Source organism: Providencia heimbachae ATCC 35613 (assembly GCF_001655055.1).
Classification (GTDB): Bacteria; Pseudomonadota; Gammaproteobacteria; order Enterobacterales; family Enterobacteriaceae; genus Providencia; species Providencia heimbachae.
In genome coordinates this window covers 1-20,652 of sequence record NZ_LXEW01000047.1, presented here as the reverse complement: position 1 = coordinate 20,652, position 20,652 = coordinate 1, and the positions used below count along the sequence as shown (strand labels likewise).

Sequence of the window (20,652 nt, the reverse complement as noted above, 5' to 3'; positions counted from 1 at the left end):
TGTTGGATTATTATTTATTGTGTAATGCGTTGTAATACATTGAAAAATAACTGCGCTCGCTCAGTTAATGATGGAATTTCTAAATATTCTTTATCACTGTGTTGGTAGCCGCCAATTGGGCCTAAACCATCGACAGTGGCAGTGCCAACACCTGCAGTAAAGGAAGCGTCTGAACCACCACCGGTTGAAACATCGATTAACTCGATATCTAATTTCGTCGCTTCTTGCTTGATGATGTCGATAAGTACGGTACTTTCATCGGTTTTCGCCATCGGCGGGCGATTGATACCACCCGTTAGTGTCAACTTGATGCCATCTAATACTGGTTCGCTGCACACTTCTCTGACTTTTTTATCGATCTCAATACCCTGTTCTTCAGAGGAGATCCGCACATCAATTTCTGCTCTTGCATTCGGTGCAACGGTATTGACTGAGGTTCCACCTGAAATTAAACCGACATTAACGGACAAACCTTTGTCATGAGCGGAAAGGGAATGCAGGCTTTGGATTTTATGGGATAACTCTTGAATGGCACTAATGCCGGCTTCTGGGGCGATCCCTGAGTGGGATGCTTTGCCTTCGATGTTTAATACATAGGTACCGACACCGCGGCGCGCACTGACAATAGCACCATTAGCACGAGCAGGCTCCATAACCAATGCGTAACGTTTGCCCAATGCACATTTCTCAATCACCTCTCGAGATGAAATAGAGCCGATTTCTTCGTCACAATTAAGCAATATTTCGATATTTTTATAACGAGTATCTTGATTGTCATACAATTGTTTCATGACTTGGTACACCATGACATGGCTACCTTTCATATCGATTACACCTGGACCATAGGCTCTATTACCTTCGATACTAAATGGGCGTTCTGCAACAGTGCCTTTAGGAAAAACAGTATCTAAGTGCAGTAAAATTAAGATATCAGCCTTAACAGACGGGTAATAAATACGGTAGTTATTGCCTAATGATTCATTTTCAATGACTTCAATTTCAAACCCCATTTCACGGTACTTTTCACACCAAACTGCAGCATGGTTATCGACTCCAGTTTTATCATAAGAGCCTGATTCGATATTCACAACATATTCCAGTAGTTTTAGCATGGCCGGTTCGTGTTCTAAAAATTGATTAGTCATAATGGATTCCTATATTGTGTTTGTCGTTAATTTATCTGTTTTTATAATGTTCTACGTGGACATTACATTAAGAAGTAAAATTCAGAATAAGTGCAATATAAGCAAATCTATTTTTCTTTAAATGAAATGAATATGTATGCACTAGATGAAATTTTAACTAAATTATTTAATTAAACTTATCTAATCATTGTTGTAAGCATTTCCATCGCCCTTACTAGTATCTAATGCCACAAAATAACTTAACCTAAATTAATGATTCAATATATAACTTCACTATAGTGTGAAATATTCACATGTAGGATACCTACAATTGTAAGTATTTTTCGACTCTATCATATAAAATAATTTAAATACAAGTTGATTATTTGATATTCATATTATGCGTTTAAATCAAACGGCAAATTAAAAATAACTAAATAAAATTAATCATTTACTATAAATTATTAAGCATTCTTTTATTTTGGTTTTTTGTTTTACATAACCAGTTTTTTTATTCAATTTTATTTGATTTGTTTATATAAAATATAAATACTTCATGTCTAAAAATGCCATGTTAGCTCTTGTGTTTATTTAAAATATCCAATAAACCTCAAGATATAGTTTTCAGTATCTAAAATTGTCATTAATTTCCTGCTTAAGTGAACCAGAGATATGAAATAATATTATCGTGATAAATTGAAATATTTTGTCACGAAATTCATGTTTATTGATAACATAGTGATTATTTAGGACATGTTCATTCATGAACATCCATAATCGTGCTATCGGGTTTAATTTTAAGCGGTACAGCGACATATAATACAGCTTCACATCACTTAACCTAAAATAGTCGCGCTATCAGTAGCCCGACTATTTTAATTCACTGTATCGGTCATAATCGATTAGTAAAAAATCACCTGCTCGAACATCAAAATTACTTTTCGAACAATAAGATTAGCTTTCAATCAATAACCGTTCATTCAATATTCAATTTAAGTCTTATAAGCTCTCATCCCAAGGGTCTGCCGTCATTACCTCCCCATCAGGGGTATGTAAGGTAACTTGCTCATTTTTGAACCATTCAGCTAAAGAGAAGCCACCTTTTGGCGTTTCAACATAGATATCAATTGGGCAATAAGGGGTATTGGCTTTAATGGCAAATTCAGCAAAATCTTCTTTTTGATGGCGAGTTGGGCATTTGATCACCACATCAAGATCGCCATCGGAAAGCATGCTCTGAATATCCGTTGCCAATGTATAAGCGCAGCTCCCAGTCACCCCCCACTTCCACGGCCAATTATGCTGTGAGATTAATAATAAAACTTGTACAGGGGGTAATGCGATAAACATAGAGCGTTGTAATTCAATCGAGTTTGCCACTAAAGATTCAATATTCATAATATGCGTGATCGCAGATTTATCGATTTGTGTAGTGACTCGCTGAAAAGATTTAATGCCTCTAATCGCGACGGTTAATTTATTTTCTTCCGCTTTTTCTCTATAAACCGTTAGTGGGAGGCGATGATTCCATTGAGAACGCACCCATTCAGGAAGTGATTCGATGGGCACGTCGCTAGTGCTACCGACCCAAACAAAATCGTGAGGATTTATTATTTGCATTTTTTCTTCCATTGTTTCCACAATAAATTTCATATCTACGACATCGATAACCATTATGCATTTTTTACGTCATAAAAATACAATGGCCTGAATAACAATATCTTACTACTAAGTGACTGAATAAAATTGTTCATTTACCAACAACCCAATTTCATATGACTTAATTATACTTAAAATAATTCAAGTTTCAGCCATTCCCGACAACTTGAAGTATGATGATAATATGTATGCTATCATCAAATACTCTTATTAATTAATGAGTTACAATACAATTTTCGAGCATCTAATTATGAGCATTTTATTATGAGAAAGGTACCGGGTATCCATGATGGGATCATTTTCAGTAGCTGCATGTTGCTTAGTGCGGGCGCAGCTTTTGCAATTTTAGATGTCCAAGCTGCCATGTGGGCGGCATTTTCAACTCTATATTCGTTCAATTTATTCAATGCCGCAAAAGAGTATAAAAACTATTTTTATACTGCTTTTTGGTTAGTGATGATTTTGGTCGCAATTCTTATCGGCGACACACTGCGTTTAGGCACGGGATTTTATATTTATCTCGCTATATTTTCTTTTATTTATTATCAACTCTATGGTACTGATCCTGTGATGGATTTAACCATGAAGTTTATGATAATTATGTCAACTATCGGCACAATACTGCCTGATATTTCAAAAAGTTTGGCCCTTGGTTTTGTCATTGGCAGTGGAATTACACTCATCACAAACTATGTTCTTAGCCATAAAGTTTATCGGCATGCCATCATTACAAGCGCACTGGTTGAGCAAAATTTATTTACTTTGCGAAAACATATTATTCCCCGCTCGATGACCTATACTATCGGCTTATTATTAACATTAGCCATTCCTCGCATGTTGGATCTTGGCCATTTTTATTGGACGCTACTGACTTTCGTTTTCGTTTTACACCCTAAATCGCAAAGTATTATTCGCATCACATTACAAAGAGTAGCAGGAAGCTTAATCTCTGTTTTGCTTCTTTATTTCTTATTTAATACGCCATTCATGCCTTATGTAGGGTTAGTTGCGATTGTTATTTTTGCCTTTCTGATGCCGATGAGTTTTCATCATGGCTATACCTTTATGACCTTTATTGTCACCAGCTTAATATTATCCATACTCGAGCAAGTAATTTACTGGCGCCACCCTGCCTATGTCCTATTATTTGATAGAGTGACAGAAACCGCTATTGGTGGTGCGATTGCCATTGTAACGAGTATTATTTTGAAGCTATTTAGAGATGCAAAATAGGGGTCGTTAAATGTCATACCGATATTTACAACACAAAATCTGCAATGAGAAGAATGATGGGTCTATACTTTTATAGACTATAACTAAAAATGCGAAAACGAAGCGGAGCTAAAAATGAAAATATCAATCATTGGTGCAACAGGTTTTGTAGGCAAAGCATTAGTTAATGAAGCTTTATTGCGCGGTCATCAAGTTACTGCTATCTCTCGGCATAGTAATCAATTAGCACAACATGCCCACCTGATTACAGTGACTGGAGATATCACCGATATTTCTTGGTTAACCTCTCGATTGAAAGGGCAAGATGTGGTGATTAGCGCCTTTAATGGCGGCTGGCAAAACCCGAATCTTTATCAAGATACCGTTGCGGGTAACCACGCTATTTTACAAGCCGTGCAAAATGCTAAGGTAAGACGCTTTATTGTCGTGGGGGGCGCAGGTAGTCTTGAAATTGCACCAGGAATGGAATTGATCGATTCCCCCGATTTCCCCGCAGCGATTAAACCTGGGGCACAAGCGGTGAGAGAATTAAAAAGACACTTAGAAACTATTTCCGATCTTGATTGGACATTTGTCTCTCCTGCTGCCGTGTTGGAACCAGGAGAAAGAACCGAAACATTCCGTCTGGGTGGCAAAAAATTACTGATGAATGGTAATGTACCAGCAAAAATTTCTGTTGAAGATCTTGCCGTTGCAATTATTGATGAAGCTGAACATGCGCAATTTATTCGGCAGCAATTTACCGCAGCCTACTAGCTTAAAATACTTTGATTATGATAAGAAAAAAGCCGGTAAATAGATTACCGGCAAAAGATAGATAACAGATTTGGTTGGTTCTCTTCATTACTTACTTTTTTACGACTTACTTTTCACGATGCTTAGCCGCATACACTTCGCTATTTACCCAATTGTGATCCTTTTCCCATGTAAATAGCCATTTACGTGTCGGTCCTGCCATCACATTGAGGTAATAGTTATCATAACCTGCTACGGTCGCCATTGGGTGATACCCTTTTGGTACCATGACAACATCTTTATTATAAACCGCCATACACTCGTCTAACTTTCGATCGTCGGTATAAACGCGTTGCATACAAAATCCTCGAGAAGGATTCAGGCGATGATAATACGTTTCTTCCAGGTAGGTTTCTGTTGGTTCGTTATCGGTGTCATGTTTATGACTCGGATAGGAACTTGTGCAACCTTCATCGGTAAACACTTCGACAACCAATAAACTATCGGCGGCTTTATCATCGGGCAAAATATTATGAACGTAACGTTTATTAAATCCATGACCACGCTGCTCTGCACCGATATCATCAGGCCCAATTAAACGAGTCGGGTATGTCCCCTTCCCTTTTGCTCGACAAACGGCTAATTCAAGTGCAGTTTCAGCGGTGACTTCTGCAAATTCTTGTGCTGTCACATAAACAGCGTAGGGTTTTTTGCGCTCGAATGGATCCATACGATCGCCAATATTTTCAAATGTCTGCGCGGGAGTTTTAATGGTCGCTTTACCCGCCACTAAGACTAAACACATTTCATTATCTGTTGCAGGTAACGAGATCGATTCACCCTGCTGTAATTCATATACATCAAAATGCACATAACCCCAATTTGCAGATTTTGGTGTGATATGTTGAGTACGTTTTTGAGCATCTGGAGCATGGTATTTTGATAATAATTTAGACATTTTCTTCCTCCAATCTCCTTTATTCTTCGAGTTGCATGTTAACGACATTTATTTTGGTTTGTCACCGACATGCAACTCAAATTACGTTAACTGCTATGCTTACTAATGTGATTTTAATAACGTTTGATGACTCAACGAATTAAATTAATCCTGCATCTTTAGCGAATTTATGCAGATTATTATATCCCAGTGTTGCATATGTTAATGGATGTGCAATAGCAGGATCTTGCTCCGCTTCAACCACTAACCAACCATTTTCATATTGGCTATTTTTTAGCACTTTAAAAACTTCTGGATAATTCACACAGCCATCACCCGGTACTGTAAATACGCCCGCTAATACTGCATTTAAAAAACTTGTTTTACGGTTTTTCACATCTTGCAGCACATCAGGGCGTACATCTTTACAGTGGACGTGATTAATCCGTTTTGCCCAACGCTTCGCAACTTCAACTGGGTCGGCGCCTGCAAAAGTTAAGTGACCGGTATCGAGTAATAAACCAACTTCATCACCGGTATATTTCATCAGATTATCAACATCCTCTGCTGATTCAATTACCGTTCCCATATGATGGTGATAAGCAATTTTAACCCCTTGAGATAAAGTGTATTTAGCGAATTCAGTTAATTTTTTACCGTATTCTTCCCACTTATCTGCTGGGAATAAGGGGCGCATATGAACAGGCTTATCTTGATCCCCATGAATGCAATTAGTGACTTCCGCAAATACCATCACTTTAGCACCGAGATCACGTAATAATGCCAAATGCCCTTGTACCGCTTCAATTTCTTCTTCCACGCTGCGAGTCAGTAATTCGCCCGAATACCAGCCTGAAACCAGTTTTACATCATGCTTTTCTAAAATTGGTCCTAGAATTTCCGCTTTACGTGGAAATTTATTGCCTAATTCAAAGCCAACAAAACCTGCCTGACGGCCTTCTGTTAAGCACGTTTCTAGGGACGTTTCTGCCCCCAGAGTGGGTAAATCATCATTCGTCCATGTCAAAGGGTTAATACCAAGTTGGATTGCCATGATGAAGCTCCTATGTAGGTAAGAATAATATTATTTACGCTGACGCCATAAAGCGATCAGATTGAGGTAATTGGTTTTGATTTTTTGGACCAGTTCGTCGTCAGTAAGCTCACCTTGCATCCACTCGAGTGAAGGCTTGCCAAACAATGTACGGCCTACTGCAAATCCTTTAACGATGGATTTACCTGCTGCGGCATTAAACCCAGCTTGAAGCTCAGCTTGTGGCGCATCGAGGCCTAATAAAACGACACCACGGCAATACGGGTCACGCTCTTGAATTAAGCGATCAACCGCATCCCAATTCTCTGATTTTAATGGCGGTAATTTCCACCAATCGGGTTTAATCCCAAGGTTATAGAAACGCTTTATTGCCCGTAAATAAAGTGCATCATTACGCTCCATATTCGGCGGTAAAATCACTTCAAGCAGTAATTCATGACCCGATTGGCAACAAGCGCTGTAGACTTCTTGAACCGTTTTTTCTTGTTCAAGACGCAACGGATGGTTATCTTCAGGATGGAAGAACACTAAACACTTCACGATATGTTCTTTCGGCCAGCTCACTAATTGCGAACCAATATTACCGTGCTCTAAGCGTAATGGCCTTGAGGCGGGTAATTCAATAGGACGACCAATCCACCAGCCGCGTCCAGTCACATCATTCAATACATCCTGCCCGAAGGTGCTATCACACAATAGCCCTGCCTTGCCTTGTAGATTAGCTTCATCTGCAACTTCGCGGCTAGCGCGGAAAATAAGCTTTTTCAATTGTGGGATACATGAAATATCCACTCCAGCAGTGCGCGCCATATCGACAAACTGAATACGGTGATCAAACGCCATCACACAAAGCTCATCCCACTGCACAGAACGGGTTGTCACACGGTGCAAATGATTTAACATTGGGTCTAAGTCTGGGCGGGGAACGGCAGCTGCACGGGCTAAGTAGTTATCTAACTCAATTTTAGATGGCATTGCAGGAGCGCAACCATGACGAGAAACCACCAAAGCACCACACGCATTTGCATAAGCACAGGCTTTTTCCCAACCTTCACCGTTCAGATAACCCCGTAATAGCCCTGACATAAAGGCATCACCAGCCCCTAAAACATTGAGTACTTCAACTCGAACACCGTGCACAGTCACCCCTTCATCTAATGTTTCGGGGATTGCAGCACTGTAAACTGAACAACCGAGTGAACCTCGCTTGCAAACTAATTCGGCGTTACTGATTTTACGAATATTTTTCAATGCTTGGATAGTATCTGTGGTACCGCCTGCAATATGGAACTCTTCCTCGGTGCCAACAATCAGATCAAACATTGATAATACTTCTTGCAGTTCTTCAGTCACTTTTTCTGAAGCAATAAAACGTGTTTCCCCGTCACCGAGCGAGGTCAATCCCCACAATACAGGGCGGTAATCAATATCAATGGCTGTTTTTACATTGTTACGTTTCGCATACTCTAATGCTTTTAATACTGCGGCTCGTGTTTTCGGATTCGATAAATGCGTTCCCGTGATGGCTAAGCAGCGAGCGGAAGCAATAAATTCTTCAGTAAAATCATCCGGTGTGATGGCCATATCCGCACAATTCTCACGATAAAAAATGAGCGGGAACGTATCTTGGTCTTTAATGCCTAAAATTACCAATGCGGTCAAACGATCTTTATCGGTGATCAAATGACTAGTATCACATCCGACTCGCTGTAACTCTTCACGAAGAAAGCGTCCCATATGTTCATCGCCAACACGCGCCAGCATCGATGATTTCAACCCTTGAATAGCGGTACCAAATGCAACGTTTCCAGATGAGCCGCCTAAATACTTAGAAAAACTGCTCATGTCTTCTAAACGAGAACCTATCTGTTGTCCGTAAAGGTCAACGGCAATACGGCCCATACAGATAACATCTAACTTCTTCTGCTTATCCATTAATTACCCCTTAACTACAACAAAATCAGTTGATTTCAGTTACTTTAACCCAGCGTTGTTCTTCATAAGAACGGGCGATAGCATCTAAAATTCGCGACACTTTCCAGCCTTCTTCAAAATCTGGCCACATTTTTTTGTCTGCCGCTACGCCATCAATTAAATCACGTACTTCAACTGTTTTTTGATCGTTAAATCCAATGCCATGGCCGGCCCCATTACAAAATGGTGCGTAATCAGGATGTTCCGGCCCAACTAAAATTGTTTTAAATCCCTGACGATTTGAAGGCTCATCGTGGCGATAGAGTTTTAACTCTGCCATTCTTTCTTGCGTAAAAGATAAGGTACCTTTCGTCCCCGTCACCACATAAGTCAGCCCCATTTTACGTCCAGATGCGATACGAGATGTTTCAATCACCCCCATTGCCCCCCCCGCAAAACGAACCATGGCATGTGCTTGGTCTTCATTTTCAACATCAACCATCACAGAAGACCCGGCTTTTTCCGGACGTTGTTTAATCACAATCTCCATGTCACCACACACCGTTTCAATATCGCCGACTAAGAATTGCGCCATATTAATAATGTGTGCGGATAAATCCCCAAGCGCACCCAGTCCTGCTTTTTCTTTAAAACAATGCCAATGGATCGGTGCGTTAGGATCTGCCATATAATCTTCGTTGTGCGTACCGTAAAAATGGATAACCTCACCAATTTCACCGTTAGCAATAATTTCTTTTGCTAACTGCGCGGTTGGGTTTTTCATATAATTGAAGCCTACCAGTGTTTTGACACCTGCTTTTTCAGCGGCTTCTACCATTTCTTTGGCATCTGCTGAGTTCAATGCTAAGGGCTTTTCACAATAAACATGTTTTCCATGTTTAATGGCTTCCATGGCCATTTCTTTATGAAGGAAATTAGGGGAACAAATATCAACCACATCGATATTTGGATCCGCAACCAGTTTGCGCCAATCATCTGTTGAACGATTAAATCCCATCTCTTTTGCACGCTCTTGCGCAAGTTCAGGGGTAATTTCTGCAATCATTTCACGAATGAGCTTCCCTTGTAGAGGGAACACGGTCGACGCTTGTGCATAAGCAATGGCATGAGCACGCCCTATATAACCAGTACCAATCATACCAATACGGATTTCTTTCATTATGTCCTCTCCCTCATGAAGATAAAGCTCGTCATCTCTAACACCCTGTGCTTCCGATAACTGTGCTTGATATTTTTAATTTGATACTGATGTTATACGGAATATTTGTTTCATTTTCAACAAAACAAGAAATATTAATTTCATTATGTGATCTGGCGTTAATTTTCTTTGTAATCATTTAATATATAAAGAAATAAATTATTCCCATCACCTCTGAGAAGCCATTAAATGAAATGAAAAATGGAATGAAAAGGAAACTAATGAAATGAAATGGCTTTAAAATGGAATAACCTGAATTAAGCACAATGGATACTTTATGGTACCCATTGTGCTTTCGTATTAGCGATGTAGGATACTGAGAAACTCTTCCTCACTTGATGTGATAGAAAGTGCATTTGCAATAAATTCATCACTGAAAATGACAGCAACCTCTCTAAGAACATCAATATGCTCTCTTGATTTTGCGATAACGCCAATTGCAATAAACATCACATTGGTTCTATCCCAAATTACACCATCTGGAAACTGAAATATTTCCACACCGGTCTTTAAAATAATATCGTTAGCTGACTTCGGTAAGTGAGGTAAAGTAATTCCATTTCCTAAAAAGGTTGAGATCTGTAATTCTCTTTCATTAAGAAAATGCACACAATCTTGGTCTACATATCCTTTATTTTTGAATTCACTTCCGACCATTTTTAAAACTTCGGCTTTATTTTTTGCATGACAACCTAAGTGAAGATTACTTGCAGTCAGTTGTTCAATCATATACAACCCTCTTTAAAGGTAACACCCAAGCAACTTGAAGTCTGACGGGTATAGCTACATTGATGACAATTCTTCTTCCAGCTGTTCCAATGATTTATTCGATGTTTCGGGAAGTAATTTCACCACAAAGAGAATGGCTAGATAGTTTATCACCGCGAAAATAAGGAATACTGGACCTAAACCAAGTTCAGCTTGTAATACCGGGAATAGATAACTAACAATCGCATTCATAATCCACATAAAGAACACCGATATTCCCATTGAAAGGCCCCGAATTTTGAGCGGGAATAGTTCAGCTAACACGACCCAAGTTAAGAAGCCCATCGTACCTTGCATTACACCAACGAAAATCGCACCGAGTAACCAAATTAATGTCGCTTTTACATCACCGGTTAAGAAGTAGTCAGTTGCCGCAATCAATAAGTGTAAGGAAGCCATTAAGGCAAAACCACCGACAATCAACGTTTTACGTTTAAAACGGTCAACTAAGAAAAGTACCCCAAATACCATACCACCAACCGAGAACACACCATTTAGCACGTTAAAAACGAGTGAGGTTTGTTCTGAGAAACCTGCGGTTTTAAGAATTTCAGTACCGTAATACATAATAACGTTAACACCGGTGGTTTGCTGCAATGCCGCCCACACCATACCAATCAAAACTAATTTGAAGATCCATGGAGTACTAAAAATCAGTGCTAAATTTGTTTTATGCGCTTCAGGATTTTTCTTGAGCTCTGCCGCTTCAACATCAAGAAGTGTCACAATATCTTGGTATTCTTGAATGGCGCGTTCTTCGGGGCGAATTTGCTTGAGGATTTTTAACGCTTCTTCTCGACGATTTTTACTCATTAGCCAACGTGGGCTCTCAGGTGCTCGCCACATACCGAAGAGCAAACACAGAGCTGGAACTGCCTGCACTAATAACATATAACGCCAGACTTCAGGTAAATGTCCCCAAACGAGTCCAATAACCGCATTAATCGCAAATGCCGCTAACTGACCGATAACAATGGCAACTTCATTTAGCCCTGTCAGCTTCCCTCGCATCTCGGTGGGTGCGACCTCAGAGATAAAAGTGGGCGCGGTGACGGATGCCCCCCCGACCGCAAATCCAAGAAGAAAACGTGCAACGAGTAGAATTTCAATATTAGGCGCAGCGGCCGATAAAAATGCACCTGCAAGAAATAGAAATGAAAGATACAGCAAATAAGTACGGCGCCCTATATAGTCGGCAACCCGCCCACCGCAAACGCTACCCAATGCAGCTCCCACTAACAGAACGCTCATCACTAAGCCTTCTGTTGTTGGTGTTAATCCCATATTTTCTTTTAGAGATGAAAAAGCACCATTGATAACTCCGGTGTCATAACCAAAAAGCAATCCGCCAAAGGTTGCAACCAATGTTATTTGGTGCAACCTTTTTCTCTGTTGTTCATTGAGATTCATTATTAATGACATATTATTATTACCTTATTATCTGAATCACTATGTCTGCCAAAAAAACGTCACAATATTTAAAAATTATTTAGCGCGTAGGGTATTAAATAATGAATTTTTGGCACTCTGGTTTGAATTGTTGTTTAGGTAAGCTCAAGCCTGAAATAAAAATGTCTATCATGTAGCGCACTATTTATTTTTCATAAAAACAATCACATATGTTTAATTTTAATCATTTTTATTAAATTAAAAATGTAGAAATCCTTGACTTATACTGATGTATAAACCACTTCATACCGAGATAAATTAAGTACAATGCTATATTGTTTCTCCGAATTTAATTCCTTTAAATTACAGAGTTAATGCATACAGACTTGTATTATGAATGAGAACCTAAGCTCTCATTCATATATTCGAGTTAAAACTTTATACTCGTCATGATTCAAGTTGCTTGGGTCTCGATTATAATTTGACTTCTTTACCCGTTTTTAAAGACTCAAGGGCTTTATCGGCAAGGTATAACGCTAACTCACCATCAGTTCCTGTTGTTTCAGATTCCGCTCGGCCAGCTAAGATATCAACAAAGTGATTCCACTCTGCTTTATAGGCTTCATTGTAACGCTGTAAGAAAAAGTACTCAGGTTTAGCAGACAAACAGCCCACATCACTCAGTAACTCAACACTATTCTCTTTGATATTACCTGCGGTTAATAAACCTTTTTCGCCGTGTAGCTCAATACGCTGGTCATACCCATAGCCTGAACGGCGACTATTTGAAATGGTTGCCATTGCCCCTGATGGGAACTTTAAGATAATAAACGCGGTATCAATATCGCCCGCTTGGCCAATCGCAGGGTCAACCACATTGCTACCTTGAGCGAAGATTGAACATGGCTCCTCACCAATCATAAAGCGAGCCATATCAAAATCGTGGATTGTCATATCTCTGAACATGCCACCGGAGACTTTGACATATTCTGCAGGCGGTGGTGATGGGTCACGAGACGTGATAATCAAAGACTCCGCTTTACCAATTGCACCTTGTTCGAATAAATTTTTCAGGTGACGGAATTGAGGGTCATAGCGGCGATTAAAACCAATAAATAGTGGAACATTATGCTGTTTTACGCTTTTTAGACACTGCCTAACACGCTCAAGATCTAAATGAACAGGCTTCTCACAAAAAATAACTTTTTTGTGTTGTGCTGCAAGCTCAATTAAATTAGCGTGTGTATCCGTTGCCGAAGCAATCAGAACACCATGCACATTAGGATCTTGCATTGCTTCTTCTGCGGTCTGTACTTTGGCTTGATATTTTTCCGCTAGCGCGACAGCATTAGGCTGATAGGGGTCAATGACAGAATAAAGCGAAGTTTCTTTGTGGGCGGCGATATTGACAGCATGAACCTGTCCGATACGTCCTGCGCCAAATAGTGCTATATTGAACATTCAGATGCTCCTTGATACTTAAAATCCACTATTAGGATAGTTGAAATATACCAAATAAAACATTCATTTCAATTTATAATTATTTGAAAATTATATTTTTGAGCGCTAGGTAACAAATGTTACATTAAAGTGGATGTTTAGTGTTATTTCGATCACAAAATAATAATGAAAACTGCTTAGACTAAATAATAAAGCGTGTGTTTCATAAAATCACTTTAAATAAATCATCATCATTCCAATCATTTTTGGTGATAAATCGAAACAATTATTTCATTTTTTAAATTTACGCACTGTTTGAACCTATAAAAAAGCCCAGCATAAGCTGAGCGATAAATAATAAACTATTCATATTAATTAGCCATAACAGATCCAATAATACCCTAATACAATCCCTATCAGTATTTCTACCTATCCAAAACACAACAGGTCTTACTCGAAGAAAAATCACATCGAGTTCCCAATTAATATAGTTAACAACCATCCTATTTAATACTGTTTTGAATTTAGGTTATCTACATGCTCAATAATCCAAGATACAGGCCGTACATAATCTGACTTGTATTCTGTAACTTGGATCATGAGCTATGTATCAGTACTGACGAGCGTGGTTCTTAACCATTTCGTTAATTTTGTCCGCCGCTGCAACTATCTCAGGATTTTTAGCAACCTGAGCCGTTCCAGTACGCCACCATGCCTCATAGCCATTCGTCATCGTCTTAGGTAAAACCTTAATATCAATTAATACACAGCCTGAATCTAATTTTGCCTTTTTAAGCGCATCAATCAGCTGAACCTCATCATTGACTCGATAACTCTTACAGCCATAGCTCTCGGCATTTTTAGCAAAATCAACTTTCACTAACGGCCCATCCATCATTCCTGTTTGAGGGTTTCGATGTCGGTTTTCTGTTCCAAAACTACCCATTCCTTGGCTCATTTGCAGATTATTAATACAACCAAAACCTGCGTTATCAAATAATAAAATGGTGATCTTAAGATTTTCTTGGATAGCCGTTTGCAACTCGCTGTGTAGCATTAGGTAAGAGCCATCTCCCACCATCGCATAAACCGGCTGCTCAGGTGCAGCTATTTTTGCCCCCACGGCGGCGGCTATTTCATAGCCCATACAGGAATAACCATATTCAAGATGATAAGTATCCGGGCACTTTGGCAACCATATTCGTTGAAGGTCTCCCGGTAGAGAACCCGCAGCCCCCACAATAATCGCATCGTCTTCCATATGCTGTTGCATAAGCCCAAGAACACGAGTTTGCGCCAGTTCCGTACCTAAAAATCGCCTGTATTCTTCAAATTTATCATCGAGATGCCCTGCTATTTCAGGTACAAAATCTAATGGCTTATATTGAATTGAAAATAAACGTTCTAACTCTTTTTGCCATTGTAGTTTGGCCTGTGCAATGGCATCGCCCCACTGCGTTTTATAGCCACTATCGTGCATTAATTTATCGATAGCAGATAAGCCTTCTTTAGCATCGGCAACCACTTTTAATGCATCTAATTTTCCAGCATCAAATTCAGCGACATTAATATTTAAGAACTTAACATCAGGGTGACTAAAAAGAGATTTAGATGCCGTGGTAAAATCAGTAAAGCGTGTTCCAACCCCAATCACAAGATCAGCTTCTTTGGCGAGTAAGTTTGCAGCGAGTCCACCCGTTGTACCGATCCCGCCTACATTTAATGGATGGCTGGCAACAACGGCACTTTTTCCTGCCTGAGTTTCACCAAAAGGGATCCCGTAATGTTCTGCAAATTCAAGGAAAGCCGTGTGTGCCTCAGAGTAACGAACCCCACCACCACACACTAATAATGGCTTTTTCTTACTGCGGATAAGGCTAACCGCCTCTTCCAAACTCACGGTTGTGGCTGGACGACGCTCAATACGATGCACGCGTTTTTCAAAGAAGTAATCTGGATAATCCCAAGCTTCCCCTTGAACATCTTGAGGTAAACAAATGGTCACAGCCCCAGTGTCCGCAGGGTCGGTTAAAACACGCATGGCATTAATCATTGCTGCCATTAATTGTTCAGGGCGCGATACCCTATCCCAATACCTTGAAACGGGTCGAAAGCAATCATTGGTACTGAGCGTACCATCACCATATTGCTCTACCTGCTGTAATACAGGGTCTGGTTGTCGTGAGGCAAAAGTATCACCGGGTAATAATAATAGAGGGATACGGTTAGCCGTGGCAGTCGCCGCTGCGGTGATCATATTCGCCGCACCAGGACCGACAGAGGAAGTAACAGCAAAAATTTGTTTACGCTTTTTTTGCTTCGCAAAGCCCGTCGCAATATGCGCCATACCTTGCTCATTACACCCTTGATAAACGCGTAAGTGACCAGGCGCTTCTTCAAGTGCCTGACCTAATCCAACCACGTTGCCATGACCAAAAATCGTAAATACTCCCTGAATAAACGGATACTGCTCACCATCGACGTCAACATATTGCTGATTAAGAAATTTAACTAACGCCTGAGCTGTTGTCATTTTCTGCTTATTCATACGGGTTCTCCAATTATTCCATGGTCGGCATTGTGAAACTGCTTTCGTGGTGCTCTAAACGTACACTGGCAGGCCAACGGCTCGTTACCGTTTTCATGCGAGTATAAAAGCGAACGCCATCATTGCCGTGAACATTTAAGGGACCAAAGATAGAACGCTTCCAGCCACCGAAGCTATGAAATGCCATTGGCACAGGGATTGGGATATTGATACCAACCATGCCTGCCTGCACATTTTCTTGGAATTCACGTGCTGTTTCGCCGTCACGTGTGAAAATAGCCGTCCCATTACCATACTCGTGTTTATTAATCAGTTTTAGTCCGGTCTCAAAATCGGGAACACGCACAACTGCAAGTACTGGACCAAAAATTTCTTCTTGATAAATAGCCATTTCAGGTGTGACATTGTCAAATAATGTTGGACCAACAAAATAACCATTTTCAAAACCCGTGACTTTAAAATCACGACCATCAACTAAAAGGTTAGCACCTTGTTTTTCACCGCTCGTGATGTAATCACAAATTTTCGCTTTGTGCTGAGCAGAAATAACCGGCCCCATATCATTCTCTTTACCTTCTTTGATACCCGGGCCTATCGTCATTTTCGCGATTTGACCTTTAAGATTGGCAATCAGAGCATCTGCGGTTTCATCACCGACGGCTAATACGACAGAGAGTGCCATACAACGTTCACCCGCGGCACCAAATGCGGCACCCATAATGGCATTAGCGGCCTGCCCCATATCAGCATCAGGCATTAAGATACAATGGTTTTTTGCACCGCCAAGGGCTTGGCAACGCTTACCGTGTGCAGATGCCGTCGAATAAATATATTCTGCGATGGGTGTTGAGCCAACAAAGCTTACCGCTTGAACTTCAGGTGCTGTTAATAAGACATCAACCGATTCTTTATCACCTTGTACAACGTTAAAAACACCGTCAGGCAAGCCAGCTTCTTTTAGTAACTCAGCAAGAGCTAATGCTAAAGAAGGATCTTTTTCAGATGGTTTTAAAATAAAGGTATTCCCAGTTGCAATCGCGACAGGGAACATCCACATCGGTACCATCGCTGGGAAATTAAATGGCGTAATACCCGCGCAAACACCTAGTGGTTGCATTAATGAATGGCTATCAACGCCCGTTGCGACGTTTGCAGAATGCTCACCTTTTTGCAAATGTGGAATACCACATGCAAATTCAACAACTTCAAGTCCACGCGTTATTTCACCTACCGCATCAGAGAAAACTTTACCGTGTTCCGTTGAAATTAACCGAGCAAGCTCATCCATGTTCGTTTCTAACAATGCTTTAAATTTGAATAGGACACGAGAGCGCTTAAGCGGTGAAAGTTTAGACCATTTAGGGAATGCTTTATGAGCAACTTCTATTGCCTTTTTCGTTTCATCAGCGCTACTCAGTACCACTTGTGCAATCTGTTCGCCCGTTGCAGGGTTAAACACTGGCGCAAAACGCCCACTTTGACTGGATACTGTTTTGCCACCAATGAAATTCTGAATCTGTTTCATGTTGCCTCTCTTTAGCTGATAGAGTTACTTTATTAGTAATAGATATATGAAATATTCATTTCATTTTCAACTTAAATTGAAATGACATTCAATTTATGTGATCCAGACAGAACTTTTATGAAACTAATAATTCAATAAAACCACTTTAGCTTCAAAAGCATTTTCATCTGCAACTCATGTGCTATCGGTGTTAATGATAGCGCCTGTACAGGCTGTTATAGATCTGTATGGGTGTTGATCTGCAAATAAAAATTCGATCTATTTCGAGCATAAAAAAAGAACACAGACTTTTTTGAACTATATGTTTCAAAAAGATTCGACTAACTGCTGAAAACAACTACAATTAATAGCCAATTTACGGAGGTTATATGTCAACAGCATCAAATTTAAATGAATTTCAGGAGCAAGTTCGCTCCCGTTATGATGAGTTAAGTAAACGGTTACAACAAGTTGCTCGCTATGTACTCGACAACACTAATAGTGTGGCATTCGATACTGTTGCTGTTATTGCAAAAGAAGCAGATGTTCCACCTTCAACGTTAATCCGTTTTGCTAATGCATTTAACTTTAGCGGTTTCAATGAGATGAAACAGTTATTTCGAATGAATCTAGTTGAAGAAACTGCTAGCTATACCGACAGAGCAAGATTGTTTCGCGAAATGGATAGTGGCCAAGAACTCAGCGATGATCCTATTCAAATTTTGAAAGAGTTCGCCCATTCAAATGCCCAAGCATTACAACAAATGGCAGCAAGAACCCCGAAAGAAGATATGGAAAAAGCGGTATCTCTGCTCGCTGATGCGCAAAATGTCTACATTATTGGTTTGCGTCGCTCGTTCAGTGTAGCAACATATTTAAGCTATGCCTTAAGTCACTTAGAGTGCCACCCGGTATTAATTGACGGTCTTGGCGGTATGTTTAAAGAACAAATCAGCCGTATCAGCGAGAATGATGTGGTTATTTCGATTAGCTTTACACCTTATGCAGCCGAAACCGTTATGATCAGCGAAAAAGCGGCTCAAACAGGCGCAAAACAAATTGTCATTACTGATAGCCAAATAAGTCCATTAGCCAGTTTTAGTGATGTCTGTTTTGTTATAAAAGAAGCTCAGGTCGATGCATTTCGTTCGCAATCTGCAACACTGTGCTTGGCTCAATCACTCACTGTAGCGCTAGCATATCGACAAGGGCGTAAGCTCGTTTAGCAACATAGCTATTGTCTGTATAAGACTCTGTTAATATAAACACCTCCGTTATAACAGAGTCTACTTTCCCCTCAATATTGACACCATTATTGTGTAACTCGCAATCCGACACTCAATAGACCATTTCATTCTATCATTTTCTCCAATTTGTGAGTGACATCAGAAAATACAAATTTCAATAAAATTACAGAATGAAATTATCATTTCATCCTGCTATGTTGAGATTATGTGAATTTGTGATCTGAAATAGCACCGTAATGCCAACTCCCCTGCAACTTGAAGAATGGCGAATGGATACCCAAAATAATTCGAGTGGCAGGTAGGCGGCAAACGAAGATAGCTCGGGGAGCATACATAAGTATGTGACCTGAGTAGCACAGTGAAGCCAACACCCCTGCAACTTGAAGAATGAAGGGTATAAGGAACGATAATGATAAACACCCACTTTCTCTACCTAATAGGCCATCTTCGCTTATTGGAAGAGCAACATTCCATTGTCTCACTCAATCGAGCAGGGATCGGATTAATCGGCTCACCCATTTATAACCAGCGCTATATGCAGGCGATTGATTACAGTTCGCATCATTGTGAATTAAAGTCAGTTTGTGATATTGACTCCCCTATTCCATCTGCATCTTATTTTATGTGTCAAAAAAGAAAAATTGAAAATCTGATTAATAATGAAGATATTAGCAGTGTTATCATCACATCGGTTTGCAGTGATGACTTACTCAAATATGCTGTTTATAGTGCTGTGGATGCAGGAAAAAATGTATTACTCAATAATATTCCAAACTATAGCGAAGAGGAGTTAGCTGATTTATTCAAACTGGCTAAATATAATGAAGTTAATATTAGTTACACCCCAACCCTTAGTTTTGAAAATCAATTTAAAGATTTAAGCGATATCTTATTCTCAGAAAATGGCCCAGATACTGGTTTATTAAGATTAACAGCTCATCGTACTATAGAAAAAGAAGATCGTATTCCATTCAATACATTAAGAGCCGCTATTGCAGAAAAAGTCTCACTATTATTGACTATACAACCTGACTTTTCCTTAAACACAGCGTCTATTCAGTATTCACACCCTTTTTCAAAACGGGAAGATGCCGATATTCTTATCATTAATCTACGCAATAAAAATGGATTACTGATTTCTTTCGAGCTGTTTTTTAATACTGGAAATATCTCAGATAAATTATCGCTTAAGCAACGGAACCATCACTTTCAATTAGAAAGCCACCTCATTATAGAGCAAACGTCTCCTGTGCTTTCAGAAGAGGATCCCGTCATCAAGCAATTAGACCAGTTTATTTTACAATTACACAGCGAAAATAAATTAGCGAAAACATCTCATTTTATGGATACAAATCGGATAACTGAAGGTTTGTTAGAACAGCTAAAAACTGAGAGTTTTATTTAATTATATTAAATGGTTAAGTATGAAAACTGGAAGGTAAAATGATCTATATTATGATTAAATTATCCTTCCAGTTAAATCAATATGTTCATAATGTCTCTTTTGTGCTTGAACGCTCTTCGAATAAATTTCAATAGCCTGCCTTTTAATTAAAATAATAACGGTAGTAACTACTATTAAACAAGTCATTAATTACACGTTGTTTTTAATCAATTATTCTTTTAATGAATGGTATTACGAGTACCACTATTGATATTAACAACACCATACAAAAATATTGTTGGTTCTAAATTAAATAGATGTGCAAACTGAAATAATGAGTCTACATCAATACAGCTTTCCCCACTTTCAAAGCGGTTCATTTCATCCTCTGAAACACCAATCAAGCTAGCCGTTTGTTTTAGTGTCATTTTATGACTTTCTCTTTGCTTACGAATTTTAATTCCTAGCATTTTTGCAATATCATCTTTATGCATCCG

Annotated in this window: 16 protein-coding genes; 4 read left to right on the top strand and 12 right to left on the bottom strand. The window is 39.5% G+C overall.

Translation table 11 applies throughout. The annotated features are described in order from the left end of the window. Positions 1-14: 14 nt before the first annotated feature. Both M998_RS16330 and M998_RS16325 read right to left on the bottom strand, forming a co-directional pair. Positions 15-1,145, bottom strand: a complete 1,131-nt coding sequence (locus tag M998_RS16330; RefSeq protein WP_068909848.1) for a M20 family metallopeptidase — start codon at positions 1,143-1,145, stop codon at positions 15-17. A 978-nt stretch (positions 1,146-2,123) separates the two neighbouring features. After that, a complete protein-coding gene (locus tag M998_RS16325) occupies positions 2,124-2,744 on the bottom strand; it encodes a malonate decarboxylase holo-ACP synthase (protein WP_068446586.1) in 621 nt (206 codons plus the stop codon). A gap of 303 nt (positions 2,745-3,047) precedes the next feature. Between M998_RS16325 and M998_RS16320 the strand changes: the two genes are divergently transcribed. Next, positions 3,048-4,016, top strand: coding sequence for an FUSC family protein (locus tag M998_RS16320; RefSeq protein WP_068909847.1), 969 nt, complete (start codon positions 3,048-3,050; stop codon positions 4,014-4,016). A gap of 114 nt (positions 4,017-4,130) precedes the next feature. Then, positions 4,131-4,772: an NAD(P)-dependent oxidoreductase gene (locus tag M998_RS16315; protein WP_068909845.1), complete on the top strand. Its 642-nt coding sequence runs from the start codon at positions 4,131-4,133 to the stop codon at positions 4,770-4,772. A 106-nt stretch (positions 4,773-4,878) separates the two neighbouring features. Here the strand turns inward: M998_RS16315 and iolB are convergent, their stop codons facing one another. From iolB to M998_RS16270, 9 genes are all read right to left on the bottom strand, one after another. Continuing rightward, positions 4,879-5,709, bottom strand: coding sequence for a 5-deoxy-glucuronate isomerase (gene iolB / locus M998_RS16310; protein ID WP_068909844.1), 831 nt, complete (start codon positions 5,707-5,709; stop codon positions 4,879-4,881). A 139-nt stretch (positions 5,710-5,848) separates the two neighbouring features. Next, positions 5,849-6,742 (bottom strand): myo-inosose-2 dehydratase, encoded by an 894-nt coding sequence (gene iolE / locus M998_RS16305; protein WP_068445777.1) that lies wholly within the window; start codon positions 6,740-6,742, stop codon positions 5,849-5,851. Between the two features lie 30 nt (positions 6,743-6,772). Beyond that, on the bottom strand, positions 6,773-8,677 hold the full coding sequence (locus M998_RS16300; protein ID WP_068909842.1) for a bifunctional 5-dehydro-2-deoxygluconokinase/5-dehydro-2-deoxyphosphogluconate aldolase: 1,905 nt from the start codon (positions 8,675-8,677) through the stop codon (positions 6,773-6,775). A gap of 25 nt (positions 8,678-8,702) precedes the next feature. Next, positions 8,703-9,836, bottom strand: coding sequence for a Gfo/Idh/MocA family protein (locus tag M998_RS16295; RefSeq protein ID WP_068909840.1), 1,134 nt, complete (start codon positions 9,834-9,836; stop codon positions 8,703-8,705). 339 nt (positions 9,837-10,175) lie between these two features. Further along, positions 10,176-10,604: a PTS mannitol transporter subunit IIA gene (locus M998_RS16290; RefSeq protein WP_068909839.1), complete on the bottom strand. Its 429-nt coding sequence runs from the start codon at positions 10,602-10,604 to the stop codon at positions 10,176-10,178. Positions 10,605-10,658: 54 nt separating this feature from the next. Continuing rightward, the gene (locus M998_RS16285) at positions 10,659-12,065 is read right to left on the bottom strand and encodes a sugar porter family MFS transporter (protein WP_111750931.1); all 1,407 of its coding nucleotides are present in this window, start codon (positions 12,063-12,065) and stop codon (positions 10,659-10,661) included. 441 nt (positions 12,066-12,506) lie between these two features. Next, positions 12,507-13,493, bottom strand: a complete 987-nt coding sequence (gene iolG, locus M998_RS16280) for an inositol 2-dehydrogenase (RefSeq protein WP_068445784.1) — start codon at positions 13,491-13,493, stop codon at positions 12,507-12,509. A 589-nt stretch (positions 13,494-14,082) separates the two neighbouring features. Then, positions 14,083-16,020, bottom strand: a complete 1,938-nt coding sequence (gene iolD / locus M998_RS16275) for a 3D-(3,5/4)-trihydroxycyclohexane-1,2-dione acylhydrolase (decyclizing) (RefSeq protein ID WP_068909837.1) — start codon at positions 16,018-16,020, stop codon at positions 14,083-14,085. Positions 16,021-16,033: 13 nt separating this feature from the next. Next, complete coding sequence (locus M998_RS16270; RefSeq protein ID WP_068445788.1) at positions 16,034-17,545, bottom strand: CoA-acylating methylmalonate-semialdehyde dehydrogenase; 1,512 nt, start codon at positions 17,543-17,545, stop codon at positions 16,034-16,036. 368 nt (positions 17,546-17,913) lie between these two features. On the opposite strand from M998_RS16270, the gene M998_RS16265 reads away from it, so the two are divergent. Together M998_RS16265 and M998_RS16260 are read left to right on the top strand one after the other, a co-directional pair. Beyond that, positions 17,914-18,750, top strand: a complete 837-nt coding sequence (locus tag M998_RS16265; RefSeq protein WP_068445790.1) for a MurR/RpiR family transcriptional regulator — start codon at positions 17,914-17,916, stop codon at positions 18,748-18,750. A 430-nt stretch (positions 18,751-19,180) separates the two neighbouring features. Continuing rightward, the gene (locus M998_RS16260; RefSeq protein ID WP_232007539.1) at positions 19,181-20,176 is read left to right on the top strand and encodes a hypothetical protein; all 996 of its coding nucleotides are present in this window, start codon (positions 19,181-19,183) and stop codon (positions 20,174-20,176) included. A 218-nt stretch (positions 20,177-20,394) separates the two neighbouring features. Here the strand turns inward: M998_RS16260 and M998_RS16255 are convergent. Beyond that, positions 20,395-20,652 (bottom strand): helix-turn-helix domain-containing protein (locus M998_RS16255; RefSeq protein ID WP_248846448.1); only part of this gene is annotated, 258 nt, incomplete at its 5' end.